The following is a 14,067-nucleotide window of genomic DNA, read 5'->3' as shown; positions in this document are numbered from 1 at the left end:
AGGTGCGTGCCGGAGTGCAGGCCTTGCCGCGCGGCCAGCGCTATGCCAGCATGGCCTTGGGCTTTACCACCGCCCAGACCTATCGCTATGTGATACTGCCGATGGCTTTTCGCATCATTATTCCGCCGCTTACCAGCGAATCAATGAATCTGCTGAAGAATTCCTCGGTCGCGTTTGCCGTGTCGATTGCCGAGCTCACGATGTTTGCCATGCAGGCGCAGGAAGAGACCTCACGCGGCGTCGAGATTTACATCGCCGTGACGGCCCTGTATGCCATTTCAGCGTTTGCAGTGAACCGCGTCATGGCTTTCGTTGAGAAGAAAATGCAGATCCCGGGCTACATCGTTGCCGGAACTGCAGGCGGAGGCCACTGACATGCTGGGACTTGACCTGAGTTTTCTGAACTGGGAGATCATCTCCAAGTTCGTCAAGAACGGTTTTTATTTCAGCGTTCAACTGACCGTGATTGCCACCCTTGGTGGCATCGTGCTGGGGACCCTGCTTGCGCTCATGCGCTTGTCAGGCCGGCAGTTGCTGAAGATCCCCGCGACCATTTATGTCAATGGCATGCGCTCCATCCCGCTGGTGATGGTGATCCTCTGGTTCTTCCTTCTGGTGCCCACCCTCATTGGGCATCCCATAGGCGCTGAGCTCTCGGCCACGATCACTTTCGTGGCTTTTGAGGCAGCCTATTTCAGCGAGATCATGCGGGCCGGTATTCAGTCGATCTCAAGCGGCCAGGTGAACGCCGGGCGGGCCCTGGGCATGACCTATGGCCAGAACATGCGGCTGATCATCCTGCCGCAGGCATTTCGAAACATGGTGCCAGTGCTGTTGACGCAGACCATCATCCTGTTCCAGGACACCTCGCTGGTCTATGCCATTGGTGCCTACGATCTGCTCAAGGGTTTTACGACCGCGGGCAAGATTTATGGCCGCCCCGAAGAGGCCTACCTGCTGGCCGCGGTGGTTTATTTCGTGATTTGCTTCGGCTTGTCCTTCATGGTCAAACAGCTGCAAAGCAGGATCGCCATCATTCGTTGAGAAACTTGTCAAAGCACAGTAAATTCCAACGAGCACACTGGAGAATAAGATGATTGAGTTGAAAGAAGTTTCCAAATGGTACGGTGACGTGCAGGTTCTCAACAACTGCACCACCAGCATCAAGAAAGGCGAAGTCGTTGTGGTCTGTGGGCCCTCCGGTTCGGGTAAATCGACGCTGATCAAGGTCATCAATGCGTTGGAGCCTTTCCAGAAAGGCCAGATTTTTGTCGACGGCCAGGCCGTGCATGACCCCAAAACCGACCTGCCCAAGCTGCGCAGCCGCGTCGGCATGGTGTTCCAGAACTTCGAGCTGTTCCCTCACCTGAGCGTGACCGAGAACCTGACATTGGCCCAGATCAAGGTGTTGGGCCGCAAGGCCGATGAAGCCAAAACACACGGCCTCAAATACCTGGACCGTGTGGGCCTGATGGCACACAAGGACAAATTTCCCGGACAGCTGTCGGGTGGCCAGCAGCAGCGTGTGGCGATCGCCCGGGCTTTGAGCATGAATCCGATTGCCATGCTGTTTGACGAGCCCACCTCCGCGCTTGACCCCGAAATGGTGGGCGAGGTGCTGGATTGCATGATGGGCCTGGCCGTTGAGGGCATGACCATGATGGTGGTCACGCACGAAATGGGTTTTGCCCGCAAGGTCGGCAGCCGCGTGATCTTCATGGACGTGGGCGGCCGGATTCTGGAAGACTGTTCGAAAGACGAGTTTTTCAGCCACCCTGAAAACCGCCAGGACCGCACCAAGGATTTCCTCAACAAGATCCTGCAGCACTGAGCCCGTCAACCCCTTGCCCTCACAAAGCCCCGCACTCCGGGGCTTTTTTTAGGGCGCTGCATGGTGGTCAGGCGCCGCCACCAGTGCGACAATTCAACGCATGACGACTTCAGCCACCAGCCTCACCATGACCCGCCCGGACGACTGGCATTTGCATGTGCGCGATGGCGCGGTGCTGCAGACAGTGGTGCCGCACACGGCTGCGCAGTTTGGCCGCGCCGTCATCATGCCCAACCTGCGCCCGCCGGTGACCACCGCGGCCCAGGCCGTAGCCTACCGCGAACGCATCCAGGCCGCCGTGCCTGCGGGCATGAAGTTCGAGCCGCTGATGACGCTGTACCTCACCGACAACCTGCCGCCTGAAGAGATCAAGCGGGCCAAAGCCGCGGGCGTGGTCGCCGCCAAGCTGTACCCGGCCGGTGCCACCACCAACAGTGATGCGGGCGTGACCGACCTGCGCAAGATTTACAAAACCCTCGAAGCCATGCAGCGTGAAGGCTTGCTGCTGCTGCTGCACGGTGAAGTCACCTCGCCCGACATTGACCTGTTTGACCGCGAGGCGGTGTTCATTGACACCCAGCTGATTCCGCTGCGCCGTGATTTCCCCGAGCTCAAAATCGTGTTTGAGCACATCACCACCCGCGAGGCTGCGCAGTACGTGCGTGACGCCGACCGGTTCCTGGGTGCCACCCTTACCGCGCACCACCTGCTGTACAACCGCAATGCACTCTTCACGGGTGGTATTCGCCCGCACTACTACTGCCTGCCGGTGCTCAAGCGCGAAGCGCACCGTGTCGCGCTGCTTGAAGCGGCCACCAGCGGCCATACCCGATTTTTCCTCGGTACCGACAGCGCCCCGCACCCGGCGCAGCTCAAGGAGCACGCCACCGGCTGCGCCGGCTGCTACACCGCCCACGTGGCAATGGAGCTATACGCCGAAGCCTTCGACGCGGTAGGCGCGCTGGACCAGCTCGAAGCCTTTGCCAGCTTCAACGGCGCCGACTTCTACGGCCTGCCGCGCAACCAGGACACGATCACCTTGAAGAAAGAAAGCTGGCGCTCGCCCGAGAGTTTTGCATTTGGCGAGGCCGAACTCAAACCCTTGCGCTCGGGTGAAAACCTGACCTGGAAGCTTGAAACTACCCGGAGCGAATGATGGACCGCAAACCCCGCGTTGCCTTGCTGATCGATGCCGACAATTCGCCCGCCTCAAAGATCGACCTGATCCTCAATGAGCTGTCGACTTTCGGCGAAACCAATATTCGCCGCGCCTACGGCAACTGGAAAAAGAATGAGCTCAAGGGGTGGGAGGAGGTGCTGCATGAGCATGCCATCCGCCCGATGCAGCAGTTTGACTACACCAAAGGTAAAAATGCCAGCGACATGGCGATGGTGATCGATGCGCTGGAGCTGCTGTACACCGACCAGCCCGACGCTTTTGGCATTGTGTCATCCGATGCCGACTTCACGCCCCTGGTGATGCACCTGCGCGCCAAGGGTGCCGCCGTGTACGGCTTTGGTGCGCAGAAAACGCCCGAACCTTTTGTCAACGCCTGCTCGCGCTTTTTGTACCTCGACAAGCTGCGGCCGGTTGCGGCGAGTGACACGCCTGCGGGCGGCCGGGAAGACGCGGACGCGGTGGCCACCGCACCTTTGCGGGCCACGCCGGCGCAGCTCAAGCAGGACGCCAAGCTCGTCATGCTGCTGCGCAACGCCGTGCAGGCGGCGGCTGATGATGAGGGCTGGGCGCGCGTCGGCGCGGTAGGCACCCAGATCGCCAATCAGGCCTCGTTCGACCACCGCAACTATGGCTACGCCACGCTGACCAAGCTGTTGGTGGCGAGCCAACTGTTTGATATTGCCGACGAAGGCAAATCCACGGTGATGGTGCGCGACAAGCGCTATGGCAAGCCGGCCAGGAACTGATGGCCGTCGGCGCTCCAGCCTCCATAGCCTCAATGCCGCAGATCGACTGGGACCGGCCGTGGTTGGACCTCTGGCGCGAGCCGGGGCAGCGGGTGATGCAAGCCGTCGTGGCCGGTGCGACGTTTCACGAAGCGCTGAACCACGAGTCGGCCGCTCCGGTGCGGTTTGTGCCGCAAAGCGAACTGCCGCCCGGTGAGGCTTACGAGCGCTATATTTTCAATAGCGAACAATGCCCGACTCGTGAGGGATTGCACGACTTTTTTAATGGCCTGTGCTGGATGCGCTTCCCGCAAACCAAGCAAAAGCTCAACCAGCTGCAGGCCTTTGAGATTGCCGCCGCAGGCGTAGCGCCGCTGCGCGGCCCGGTGCGCGATGCCTTGACGGTGTTTGACGAAAATGCGGCCTTCTTGTCGGCGCCTCAGCCGCTCTGGGACGCCCTGATAGCCAAGGACTGGCAACAGCTGTTTGTCGGGCTGCGCCCGCTCTGGCAGCAAGCGCGGCTCGTGCTATTTGGCCATGCGCTGCTTGAAAAGCTGGTTTATCCAAGAAAACCCATCACAGCCCATGTCTACCGGGCGCAACCAGCTATTGATTCGATAGCAGGCATGGATGCCTGGGTGGCCTCCGACCTGAGCCCGGACAAGCTTGCCACCAAGCCTTTTGCGCCTTTGCCGGTGCTGGGCGTGCCCGGCTGGTGGCTGGAAAACGAGAACTTTTCCTTTTATGATGACTCTCTTGTATTTCGCTCGCGCAGATAAAAACAAGCCATAAAATCCTGCGCTGCGGTCGATCCCGCGACTTGATTTGGATTGAAATCCCCCCATTTATCGCCAGGAGCAACTCTCACAGCGGCCTTTAGCCTTTTCTTGGTCTTTAGTTACCGACCTCCACGGAGAATTCATGAAACGCATCTTTTTGTTTGTACTGACCAACATTGCCGTGGTGGCGGTGCTGGGCATTATCGCCAGCCTGCTGGGTGTCAACCGTTTTCTGACGGCCAATGGCCTGAACCTCCAGATGCTGCTCGGTTTTGCGCTGGTCATCGGTTTTGGCGGCGCCATTATTTCGCTGCTGATCAGCAAGCCCGTGGCCAAGTGGAGTGCCGGAGTGCGCGTGATCAACGACGCCCAAAATGCTGACGAGGCCTGGATTGTCGAGACCGTCCGCAAGCTGGCGGACAAGGCGCAGATCGGCATGCCCGAGGTCGGCATTTTTGAAGGTGCCCCCAATGCATTTGCCACCGGAGCGTTCAAAAACTCTTCGCTGGTAGCGGTGTCCACCGGTTTGCTGCAGGGCATGACCAAGGAAGAGATCGAGGCGGTGATCGGCCACGAGATAGCCCACGTTGCCAATGGCGACATGGTCACCATGACGCTGATCCAGGGGGTGATGAACACCTTTGTGGTGTTTCTGTCGCGGGTGATTGGCTATGCGGTCGACAGCTTTTTGCGCCGCGGCGACAACAACAACTCCGGCCCCGGCATGGCTTATTACATCAGCACGATCGTGCTCGATATCGTGCTGGGTTTTGCGGCAGCCATCGTTGTGGCCTGGTTTTCGCGCCATCGCGAATTCCGTGCCGATGCAGGCGCCGCGCAGCTGATGGGCAGAAAGCAGCCCATGATGAACGCGCTGGCCCGCTTGGGCGGCATGCAGCCGGGCGAACTGCCCAAAGCCGTGGAAGCCATGGGCATCACGGGCGGCATGGGCAAATGGTTTGCAACCCATCCGCCGATTGAAGAGCGCATTGCGGCGCTGCAGAACGCGCAGGGCTGAGCGTTTTTCTCCCATCGTAAAAATAGCCGGCGCTTGCGTCGGCTTTTTTCATGGCGTGGCGTGGCGCCGCCGCATTGCCCGGTGGCTGTCGCAGGGTAAGGCTGCCGCTTAACTGCCCTGGTCGAGACGCGCCCTTTCCAGGATCCAGGTCACCTCGGTCGGGTCCATCCCGTACATCTCGGCGAACTCGGCGGCCGTCTTTCCACTGGCCCCGAATGCCTTGACCAGCGCTTCGCGTTTGGCGGCCTGTTTTCCGAGCTCGACAAAAGCATCGTCGAGCAGGGCGTTCATCGCTTCATCCTGCGATCGCACGCGCAGCGTATAGTCCTCACGGCTCAGCCCGGAAGCCTCAATGGCCTTCATCAGTTGCACGCGGACATAGGGACGCAAGTCATCGTTCGAGCGGGCCTGACGCCTGCGGAACACTTCCAGAATCGCGTAGTGAACGTGTTCCGGGGCGACAGGCTCAACCGGAGAAGCTTGCAGATCGTGACGGGGGTAGCCCGCTGCCACGCTTTCCAGGTAGCGCGTTGATCGGGCATGCAGTCCCAGCGCTACTTTCAGTTCCTCACGCTTGAACAGGTCGGGGTGCTGCGCCAGCAAGTCCTGGAACACGCCGAGCTTGAGTGGCAGGAACTGCGCGCCGAACATCTTCGGGTAGAGCTCGAAAAGCTGCTCAAGTACCGGGTTGGCCTTGCGTGCGGGCGTCGGCTTTTTGCGGTTCGCTGGAGGCCGGGCGGCTGCGCCTTCTTGGGTAGGGGGTTGGGTTGCGGTGTCAGTCATCAATCAGTTCTGTCAGGTTGGGGTTCGGGCCCGCGGGTCGGCGCAGGTTCTGAAATAGTGAGCCGAGCATTTGCGGCGTGCGAGGGCGAAGTATCCACCATCCGTTGCAGCAAGGGCGGGGCGGACGAACCGCATCAGGCGGCTGCCGTCCTCAAACGTTCCACATCGTGCAGTACGCTGAGCGCGAGCGCCTCGGCCACCTTGATGCCGTCCACCCCGGCGGATAAAATGCCGCCGGCATAGCTGGCGCCTTCGCCGGCCGGATACAGGCCGCGCACATTGAGGCTTTGCATGTCGTCGCCGCGGCTCATCTTGATGGGTGACGAGGTGCGTGTTTCCACGCCTGTCAGCACCGCGTCGTGGGTGTCAAAGCCCTTGATCTTGCGGCCAAAGGCCGGAAAGGCTTCGCGCATGGCTTCAATAGCGTAGCCGGGCAGGGCAGACGACAAATCACCGATGGCAACCCCTGGTTTGTACGACGGCATGATGCTGCCCAGCGCTGTGGAGGGGCGCCCCGCCACAAAGTCGCCCACCAGCTGGACAGGGGCGTCATAGTTGCCGCCGCCGAGTACAAAGGCGTGCGATTCGAGCTGGCGCTGCAGCGCAATGCCGGCCAGCGCATCGCCCGGGTAGTCGCGCGGATCAATGCCCACCACGATGCCTGCATTGGCGTTGCGTTCGTTGCGTGAGTACTGGCTCATGCCATTGGTCACCACGCGGCCGACCTCCGAGGTGGCTGCCACCACCGTGCCGCCCGGGCACATGCAAAAGCTGTAAACCGAGCGGCCATTGCTGGCGTGGTGCACCAGCTTGTATTCGGCCGCGCCTAGCGATGGGTGCCCGGCGTGGCGGCCCCAGCGCGCGCGGTCGATGAGGCTTTGCGGGTGCTCAACGCGAAAACCGATGGAAAAAGGCTTGGCCTCGATGTAGACGCCGCGCTCATGCAGCATGGCAAAGGTGTCCCGGGAGCTGTGGCCCAGCGCCAGGACCACCTGATCGGCGCGCAACTCGTGCGTCTGGCCGGTGGCCTGGTCCAGCACCGTGAGGCCCCGGATATGCTTGCCTCCAGTGCCTTCTTCAATCAGCACGTCCGTCACGCGCTGCTCAAACCGTATTTCACCGCCCAGAGCAATGATCTGCTCACGCATATGTTCCACCACCTTGACCAGCTTGAAGGTGCCGATGTGGGGGTGCGCTTCGTAAAGAATATCGGCTGGGGCGCCGGCTTTGACAAACTCATTCATCACCTTGCGGCCCAGATGGCGCGGATCCTTGATCTGGCTGTACAGCTTGCCGTCCGAAAACGTGCCCGCACCGCCTTCGCCAAACTGCACGTTGGACTCCGGGTTGAGCTGGTTTTTGCGCCACAGGCCCCAGGTGTCCTTGGTGCGCTGGCGCACCGTTTTGCCGCGCTCCAACACGATGGGCTTGAAGCCCATTTGCGCCAGCAGCAGGGCCGCAAAAATGCCGCAGGGGCCAAAGCCGACCACCACCGGGCGCAGCGGCAGCTTGGCGGGGGCTTGTCCCACAGGGTGATACACCATGTCGGGCGTGGGCAGAATGTGCGGGTTGCCGGCATGCTGGGCCAGCAGCGCGGCTTCAAGGTCGGCGTCGGCCAGCGCCACATCGACGATGTAAACCTGCATGATCACGGCTTTGCGGGCATCAAAACTGCGCTTGAAAACTGTGCAGCTGACCAGGTCGGCCGACGTGATGTGCAGCGTGTCGAGCAGGGCGCCCTGCAACGCGTTTTCAGCGTGGGCTAGCGGGAGTTTGATTTCAGTCAGTCGCAGCATGGTCGTCCGGTTCGTGGCTTGTAGTTATCAAGCAGAAGGGCGTAATGATAGAAACGGATTAAAGAGGGGGACTCCTTACTTATCAAAGAATTAGGCCCGTCACCGCTCGTCACGTTAAAGTTACACGCACCTGCGCTCGGAACACAACAGTAGTATTCGGTGTGTAAATGGCAGGAATGTTTGAAAAATGAATTGCCATTGGGTTCGTCCTTCCTCAGTCGCTCAACGGCTCAAGAAACCATTGTCCAAAACGGTCTCTACAGATAGCAACACCGTCATTGGACAATTCGGCAGACAGCCAGTCCGGAACTTTGTCTAGTAGCCGCGCAGTCACTGCATCAAGACTATTGAGCACCTCCAGAAGCGAGATAGGCACACTGTCCATTCTTGCCTCCTTTAAAGTCGCTTCGTCAATACAGATCATCTGCTTCCTTGAGTTGTGGACTTCAACCGCTTGTGCTGGCAGAAATTAACTTCCAGTTTGAACTGCGGACAGTAGATAAAAATGAGAAAAAACTTCTTTATTATCAATAACTTAGACTCATCTTTGCTCGTTGCGTTTGGCCAGCGATCGTCAAGATCGGCACAGCTAGCCAGTCACAGCTATGGGGATACGGTTTCGTCGAGGTCTTTCCACATCCGATAGCACTTTGGATTGCTTGACCTAGCGCCATTTTCAAGCCAAGCGCTGGTCATCCAAAGTGCATAGCCTTCAACCATATTGAGGTCAAATGTTTGACGCGCCTTGGTTCGCAATACATTGGCTACTGAGATTTTCCCATCCTGAGACCAGTTTTTTGATTCAGTCAGGATGTCTTGCTTCTTGTCCAAAAAAAGCCTTATCACCTCGTAGATCATCGTCCTGTCTAAGGCAAATAATTTGTTTGTACTGTCGTCGAATTCTTTTTCAAGTCGGTCGGCATGGGCGCTCTCGTTTGCCGAAGTCACGGCGCCAACAAATGAATTCCATAAACCCATTTTCTCACCCCCTTGTTATTACAACCAAATACTACACAGCATTGCTGCAGCTATGCTGGCTCCGTTAGTTTCTCTTCCGCAATCTCACTTTGCTCAACGAGTCGACGGCGAACTGCTTCCTCGATGGCTTTGTGAAGTGGCTCGCCCTCGTCCTTGAGCTTCTGCCAACTCTCCCTGATCATCTTCCAGTCTTTGGGGCTACTTTGAGAGCCATTGTCGTAGCTGATCAGTGCGTGCCAGATTGTTTCTACAAATCTGTTGAACTGGTCGCGCAACGAGTCAGGCAGAAAGACGCCATTTACTTTCACAAAGCGGTCGGCTTCTGATAAGGCAGAACGCACCTTATTCCGACGCTGCCATGTGTCCATTTCCTGCCACAGCTTGTCTCTTTCACTGGAGTCAGCCGCCCGGAGCTTCGCTTTCTGCGTCTCCAGGAGAGTAGATCTTTCCACGAACTCGTTCAGCTCCTCCCTCGACAGGTAATGAAGCGAGCTGTACTCCTGCATGGGCGAACAGAGCCACATCGCAAGCCCATAAGCTTCGCTAACCTTTTCCCACGACTCAGGGATGACCCTAAACTCGCGCTCTTGCAGCTTTAGCGCCCCTTGGATGACGGTGTCGATCTTGACCTTCAACCGCTGAAGTTCTTTGGCCTGCTCGTGCTCAAACTCCTTCTGTCGTTTGGTAAAGTAGGTTTCGACCCACTTCTCTGCGGCTTTCTTAGACAGCGCGCCGAGGACCACTACAGTGGGCGTGCCGTAGATGAGCAGGTTTCCAACGAGTTTTGTGAAGTCGTCCCAAGTAATCATTTATCGCCTTTCACCTGGAAAAGGCTATTGTTTACGAACTTTTTCAAACGCCTTTTTCCTTCTGAAATTAGGCAGGAAAAAGGCCTTCAACCGACAGGTAGCGCTCGCCGGTGTCGTAGTTAAAACCCAGCACGCGCGCGCCGGCCGGCAGTTCCTGCAGTTTTTGCGCGATCGCTGCCAGCGTGGCGCCTGAAGAAATGCCGACCAGCATGCCTTCTTCGCTGGCCGAGCGCCGCGCCATTTCACGGGCCGGTTCGGCATCGACCTGGATCACGCCGTCGAGCAGGCTGGTTTCAAGATTTTTGGGAATGAAGCCTGCGCCTATGCCCTGGATCGGGTGCGGACCGGGCTGGCCGCCCGAGATGACAGGAGAAGCCACCGGTTCGACGGCAAACACTTTGAGTCGCGGCCAAGCCGCCTTGAGCACCTTGGCGCAGCCCGTCAGGTGGCCGCCAGTGCCCACGCCGGTGATCAAGGCGTCGAGCCCGTTGGGGAAGTCGGCCAGGATTTCCTGCGCCGTGGTGCGAGCGTGTACGTCGATGTTGGCCGGGTTCTCGAACTGCTGCGGCATCCATGCGCCGGGCGTTGCCCCCACCAGTTCCTGGGCGCGGGCGATGGCACCCTTCATGCCTTTTTCACGCGGCGTCAAATCGAAGCTGGCACCATAGGCCAGCATCAGGCGGCGGCGCTCTACCGACATGCTGTCGGGCATCACCAGCACCAGCGTGTAGCCCTTGACGGCCGCCACCATGGCCAGGCCGATGCCGGTGTTGCCCGAGGTGGGCTCGATGATGGTGCCGCCGGGCTTGAGGGCACCGGACTTTTCGGCCGCTTCCACCATGGCCAGCGCAATGCGGTCCTTGATCGAGCCGCCAGGGTTGGTACGCTCGGACTTGACCCACACCTGGGCCTGCGGGCCAAACAGGCGGTTGATGCGGACGTGGGGGGTGTTGCCAATGGTCTGCAGAATGTTGTCGGCTTTCATGGGGTCTCCTTGTCGTGGTGGGCTGCGATGAACGTATTGTGGCGCAGTGCGATAATAAAAGCGTGAAGCTTGCCAGACCGCCGCTGGTGCAATCTGGGAAACCAGGCACTGGAGGAACGTCCGGACTGCACAGGGCAGCGTAGGAGGTAACACCTCTCCACCGTGAGGTGAGGATCAGAGCAACAGAGACGAGCCGATTCAGTTCGGGTGAAACGGGCAATCTCTACGCGCAGCAATACCAAGTAGGCACACGTTGACGGGGCCCCCGGAGTGTGCGGGTAGGTAGCATTGAGCCGGGTGGGCGACTCCCGGCCCAGATTAATGGCGGTCACACCGGGCAACCGCAAGGAAGCCCGGCGCACAGAATCCGGCTTATCGGCGAGCTTCACACTTTTAACCTGGACGCTCCACCCGGACGCGTCCACCTCAAGTTTCCAGATTTATTTTGATACGGCAGGTGCTGGTGTCGCGGCTGCAGGCGCAGCACCAAAGTATTTGGTGTAGATCTGCTGATAGGTGCCGTCCGCCTTGACATCGGCCAGACCCTTGTTGAGTATTGCCAGCAACTCGGCATTGCCTTTTTTGACCGCAAGGCCGTACTGCTCGGAGGCAAAACTGGTGTCGCTGATGGTCTTGAACTGCGAGTTCGCGTTGTTGTTGACGTAATGCACCACCACCCCGTTGTCGGCCACCACGGCATCCACGCCGCCGCCTTCGAGCTCTTTCAGGGCCAGCGGAGTCGATTCAAAGCGCTTGATGTTAACGTTCTCCTTGCCTTGCAGCTTGGTGACGACCTCGTCGCCCGTAGTGCCATTTTGCACGCCGACCTTGAGTTTTTTCAGGTCGGTGAATTTGGCGATCTTCGAATCCTTTTTTACGGCGATCAGCTGCTGTGCGTCGAAATAGGGCGCGGAGAAGTCCATGGTCTGTTGGCGTTCTGCCGTGATCGTGATGGCCGATACCAGCAGGTCGCGGTCGCCCTGGCCTAACGAATTGAAGATGCCTTCCCAGGGGGGGTTCAAAAACTTCACTTCAATGCCGGCCTTTTGTGCAACGGCCTTGACCACGTCGATGTCAAACCCGACGATCTCACCTTTTTCGTTCTGTGATTCAAAAGGGGCGTAGGCGGCGTCGGTGCCGACCACAACCACCCTGGTTGCCGGCGCGGGTGCCGAGGCGGCCGGTGCCTGGGGTTCCTGCTTGCCACAGGCCACCAGAACAAGGCCGGCCAGCAGGGTGCCGGCAGTGTGAAAGAAGTGTCGTGTCGTGATGGAAGGAATGAAGATACTCGCTGAAAAGTTGAAGTGAATACGTCGAATGATCTGGGTCAAGGCGGGCTGGAACGACTGGGGTTTTGAAGGCATGAATAAAAAAAGTATTAACCGCGGCATGCTGCGGGGCCTCTGGTTTAAGCTTCAGGCAAGGTCCTGCAAGGCCTGAATCCGGTCCACATGGGCCTGCAGGGAACGCAGGGCCACCGGCCACAGCCGCTGGTCGGTATCGTCATAGACCAGTGCCAGCCAGTCGTTCATCGTGCCTTCGGGCTGGGCTTTCATGGCCGCCGCCACCTTGGCTTCACGCTTGAGGCGGTGCGCCTTGAGCTGTCCAATCGCCTGCTTGGCAGCGCCCAGCACATGGCCGTGGGCGGGCAGGATGAAGTCGATCTGATGCTCGTCGCAGGCCGTGCTCAGCCGGTCGAGCGAGGTGAGGTAGGCCGTCATCTCGCCATCGGGCGGGTTGACCACAGTGGTGCTGCCGTTCAGGATGTGGTCGCCCGAAAACAGCAGGCCGTCTTCGAGCAGCACCAGGCACAAGTGATTGGCCGCATGGCCGGGACTAAAAATAACCTTCAAAGTATGCTGCAGCCCTTGACTGGTAAGCGTGAGCAGCTCCTGATTTAATAGCTCTCGGTCCGGTGTGAACTGCGCATCAGGAAGCGCGGTGGCTCTGGAGGCCAGCCCCAGAATCGGCGGAGGGCTGGTGCAGAGCGCTTGCAAGGGTTGGGCACCCGGTGAATGGTCGGGGTGGGAATGGGTGCAGACGATGGACTGTATGCGTCCGCCCGTGGCTGCATGGAGGCGCTGGATATGCCCCGCATCATCGGGGCCCGGGTCAATCACGATGTAGCCGCTGTCCGCATCACCGACGATATAGCTGTTGGTGCCCGGCCCGGTCATCATGCCGGGGTTGGGTGCCGTCAGGCGCCTGACGTTTTTCAAAAGCGCGACTGGCTGCGCCGTTTGCCAGTCGAGCGGGTGCAGGATCTGCCCGTCGGGGCAGGTCAGTGCCAGTTCGCCGTAGGGCGCTTCATGCTCCATGTAGCGCGCCTGCTGGCCGGCCAGCAGGCCGGCACGCGGGCAGGAACTCCAAAGCGGCGCCTCCGTCGCGCAGGCCTGCAGCACTGCATCGACATGGGGGTAATGCTGCAGCCTGTCCAGCGTGCGCAGGGTCGGGAAAATCATGAAAAAACCGCCGGCCTGATGCCGGGCCAGCGCCTCGGCCGGGCGCACCCATACCGGATCAAACTGCTCGGCTTCGTCAGCCACCGGGCTCTGGCCTTCGGGCATGCGGGCCACCAGAAAAGGCACGTCAAAGCGGCGCGCCAAATCGCGGCTAGCCACCCAATGGGCCAGCACAAACACCTGGTCACCTGCCAGCGTGAGGCCGCGCTCCCGGCACTGCGCCGCAAAAGGGGCCTTGCGGTCCATCGCCGCAATGTCTTGGGTAGTGGCATAGCCGCCGTGGGCATGGTGCGCCAGCAGCACCCCCAGCTCTTCAAAGCTTTCACGGATGGCGGCGATGGCCTGCGTGAGAAGCAGGTCGCTCTGGCTGGCCCTGCGCGTGGAGTGTCCGTGGGCTAGCGCGTCCGCCGCATCAATGCCGCCGCCGGGGAAAACATAGGCCCCGGGGAGGAAGCTGGCCGTCATGGAGCGCCTTGTCATCAGCACTTCAATGCCTTGGGCGGTGTCACGTAGCAGCAGTACGGTGGCGGCGGGGCGGGTGGGTGCGGGTTCGCGCTGGGGGTGAAGGAGTTGGGAAAGTCTGGGCATGGTGAATTATGGCTATAAGCTACGGTCCCCACAGTCGCTCACTGCGTGTAGCTCTCTGCCCCCCGAGGGGGCTGAACTTGCTTGGGGCGGCCCGGCGCTGCGTTCGTTGGCCACCACGCTTGCCGTTGTTTGG

Annotated in this window: 15 protein-coding genes and 1 other RNA gene; 8 read left to right on the top strand and 8 right to left on the bottom strand. The window is 59.7% G+C overall.

Features of this window, described 5'->3' with window-relative positions; genetic code table 11:
• From B3F77_RS05135 to htpX, 7 genes are all read left to right on the top strand, one after another.
• On the top strand, positions 1–374 hold a 374-nt coding region (locus B3F77_RS05135), incomplete at its 5' end, for an ABC transporter permease subunit (RefSeq protein WP_293603913.1).
• Between the two features lies 1 nt (position 375).
• On the top strand, positions 376–1,044 hold the full coding sequence (locus B3F77_RS05130) for an amino acid ABC transporter permease (protein ID WP_293603912.1): 669 nt from the start codon (positions 376–378) through the stop codon (positions 1,042–1,044).
• A 49-nt stretch (positions 1,045–1,093) separates the two neighbouring features.
• Entirely contained in the window at positions 1,094–1,831 is a 738-nt protein-coding gene (locus B3F77_RS05125; protein WP_293603911.1) for an amino acid ABC transporter ATP-binding protein, read from the top strand.
• A 100-nt stretch (positions 1,832–1,931) separates the two neighbouring features.
• Complete coding sequence (gene pyrC / locus B3F77_RS05120) at positions 1,932–2,987, top strand: dihydroorotase (protein WP_293603910.1); 1,056 nt, start codon at positions 1,932–1,934, stop codon at positions 2,985–2,987.
• Positions 2,987–3,757 (top strand): NYN domain-containing protein, encoded by a 771-nt coding sequence (locus B3F77_RS05115; protein WP_414702959.1) that lies wholly within the window; start codon positions 2,987–2,989, stop codon positions 3,755–3,757. Before pyrC ends, B3F77_RS05115 begins: the two co-directional genes overlap by 1 nt.
• Entirely contained in the window at positions 3,757–4,515 is a 759-nt protein-coding gene (locus B3F77_RS05110; protein ID WP_293603908.1) for a DUF3025 domain-containing protein, read from the top strand. Before B3F77_RS05115 ends, B3F77_RS05110 begins: the two co-directional genes overlap by 1 nt.
• Positions 4,516–4,657: 142 nt before the next feature.
• Positions 4,658–5,533 (top strand): protease HtpX, encoded by an 876-nt coding sequence (htpX, locus tag B3F77_RS05105; RefSeq protein ID WP_293603907.1) that lies wholly within the window; start codon positions 4,658–4,660, stop codon positions 5,531–5,533.
• A 108-nt stretch (positions 5,534–5,641) separates the two neighbouring features.
• On the opposite strand, the gene B3F77_RS05100 is transcribed toward htpX, so the two are convergent.
• The 6 genes from B3F77_RS05100 to cysK all read right to left on the bottom strand — a co-directional run bounded on the left by B3F77_RS05100 (position 5,642) and on the right by cysK (position 10,884).
• A complete protein-coding gene (locus B3F77_RS05100) occupies positions 5,642–6,316 on the bottom strand; it encodes a ProQ/FINO family protein (protein WP_293603906.1) in 675 nt (224 codons plus the stop codon).
• A gap of 134 nt (positions 6,317–6,450) precedes the next feature.
• Positions 6,451–8,112 carry an NAD(P)/FAD-dependent oxidoreductase gene (locus B3F77_RS05095; RefSeq protein WP_293603905.1) on the bottom strand — a complete coding sequence of 554 codons (1,662 nt, stop codon included), beginning with the start codon at positions 8,110–8,112 and terminating at the stop codon, positions 6,451–6,453.
• A 214-nt stretch (positions 8,113–8,326) separates the two neighbouring features.
• On the bottom strand, positions 8,327–8,536 hold the full coding sequence (locus B3F77_RS05090; RefSeq protein ID WP_293603904.1) for a hypothetical protein: 210 nt from the start codon (positions 8,534–8,536) through the stop codon (positions 8,327–8,329).
• Between the two features lie 179 nt (positions 8,537–8,715).
• A complete protein-coding gene (locus tag B3F77_RS05085) occupies positions 8,716–9,090 on the bottom strand; it encodes a hypothetical protein (protein ID WP_293603903.1) in 375 nt (124 codons plus the stop codon).
• A gap of 50 nt (positions 9,091–9,140) precedes the next feature.
• Positions 9,141–9,899: a hypothetical protein gene (locus B3F77_RS05080; RefSeq protein ID WP_293603902.1), complete on the bottom strand. Its 759-nt coding sequence runs from the start codon at positions 9,897–9,899 to the stop codon at positions 9,141–9,143.
• 67 nt (positions 9,900–9,966) lie between these two features.
• A complete protein-coding gene (gene cysK / locus B3F77_RS05075; protein WP_293603901.1) occupies positions 9,967–10,884 on the bottom strand; it encodes a cysteine synthase A in 918 nt (305 codons plus the stop codon).
• Between the two features lie 64 nt (positions 10,885–10,948).
• On the opposite strand from cysK, the gene rnpB reads away from it, so the two are divergent.
• An RNA gene (rnpB, locus tag B3F77_RS05070) (RNase P RNA component class A) lies at positions 10,949–11,275 on the top strand.
• 49 nt (positions 11,276–11,324) lie between these two features.
• On the opposite strand, the gene B3F77_RS05065 is transcribed toward rnpB, so the two are convergent.
• Positions 11,325–12,164 (bottom strand): basic amino acid ABC transporter substrate-binding protein, encoded by an 840-nt coding sequence (locus B3F77_RS05065; RefSeq protein WP_293603925.1) that lies wholly within the window; start codon positions 12,162–12,164, stop codon positions 11,325–11,327.
• A gap of 135 nt (positions 12,165–12,299) precedes the next feature.
• Complete coding sequence (locus tag B3F77_RS05060; protein WP_293603900.1) at positions 12,300–13,934, bottom strand: MBL fold metallo-hydrolase; 1,635 nt, start codon at positions 13,932–13,934, stop codon at positions 12,300–12,302.
• Positions 13,935–14,067 lie beyond the last annotated feature (133 nt).

It is taken from the genome of Polaromonas sp. UBA4122 (assembly GCA_002381615.1).
Lineage (GTDB): Bacteria > Pseudomonadota > Gammaproteobacteria > Burkholderiales > Burkholderiaceae_C > Polaromonas.
The sequence above is the reverse complement of the archived record's forward strand: the minus strand, read 5'-3'. Positions and strand labels throughout refer to the sequence as shown.

Excerpts from the sequence above, each read along its gene's own strand:
- B3F77_RS05115 (WP_414702959.1), top strand. The coding sequence starts at position 2,987 with ATGGACCGCAAACCCCGCGTTGCCTTGCTGATCGATGCCGACAATTCG.
- htpX (WP_293603907.1), top strand. The coding sequence starts at position 4,658 with ATGAAACGCATCTTTTTGTTTGTACTGACCAACATTGCCGTGGTGGCG.
- B3F77_RS05125 (WP_293603911.1), top strand. The coding sequence starts at position 1,094 with ATGATTGAGTTGAAAGAAGTTTCCAAATGGTACGGTGACGTGCAGGTT.
- B3F77_RS05090 (WP_293603904.1), bottom strand. The coding sequence starts at position 8,536 with ATGATCTGTATTGACGAAGCGACTTTAAAGGAGGCAAGAATGGACAGT.
- B3F77_RS05085 (WP_293603903.1), bottom strand. The coding sequence starts at position 9,090 with ATGGGTTTATGGAATTCATTTGTTGGCGCCGTGACTTCGGCAAACGAG.
- cysK (WP_293603901.1), bottom strand. The coding sequence starts at position 10,884 with ATGAAAGCCGACAACATTCTGCAGACCATTGGCAACACCCCCCACGTC.
- B3F77_RS05100 (WP_293603906.1), bottom strand. The coding sequence starts at position 6,316 with ATGACTGACACCGCAACCCAACCCCCTACCCAAGAAGGCGCAGCCGCC.
- B3F77_RS05060 (WP_293603900.1), bottom strand. The coding sequence starts at position 13,934 with ATGCCCAGACTTTCCCAACTCCTTCACCCCCAGCGCGAACCCGCACCC.
- pyrC (WP_293603910.1), top strand. The coding sequence starts at position 1,932 with ATGACGACTTCAGCCACCAGCCTCACCATGACCCGCCCGGACGACTGG.
- B3F77_RS05095 (WP_293603905.1), bottom strand. The coding sequence starts at position 8,112 with ATGCTGCGACTGACTGAAATCAAACTCCCGCTAGCCCACGCTGAAAAC.
- B3F77_RS05110 (WP_293603908.1), top strand. The coding sequence starts at position 3,757 with ATGGCCGTCGGCGCTCCAGCCTCCATAGCCTCAATGCCGCAGATCGAC.
- B3F77_RS05080 (WP_293603902.1), bottom strand. The coding sequence starts at position 9,899 with ATGATTACTTGGGACGACTTCACAAAACTCGTTGGAAACCTGCTCATC.
- B3F77_RS05130 (WP_293603912.1), top strand. The coding sequence starts at position 376 with ATGCTGGGACTTGACCTGAGTTTTCTGAACTGGGAGATCATCTCCAAG.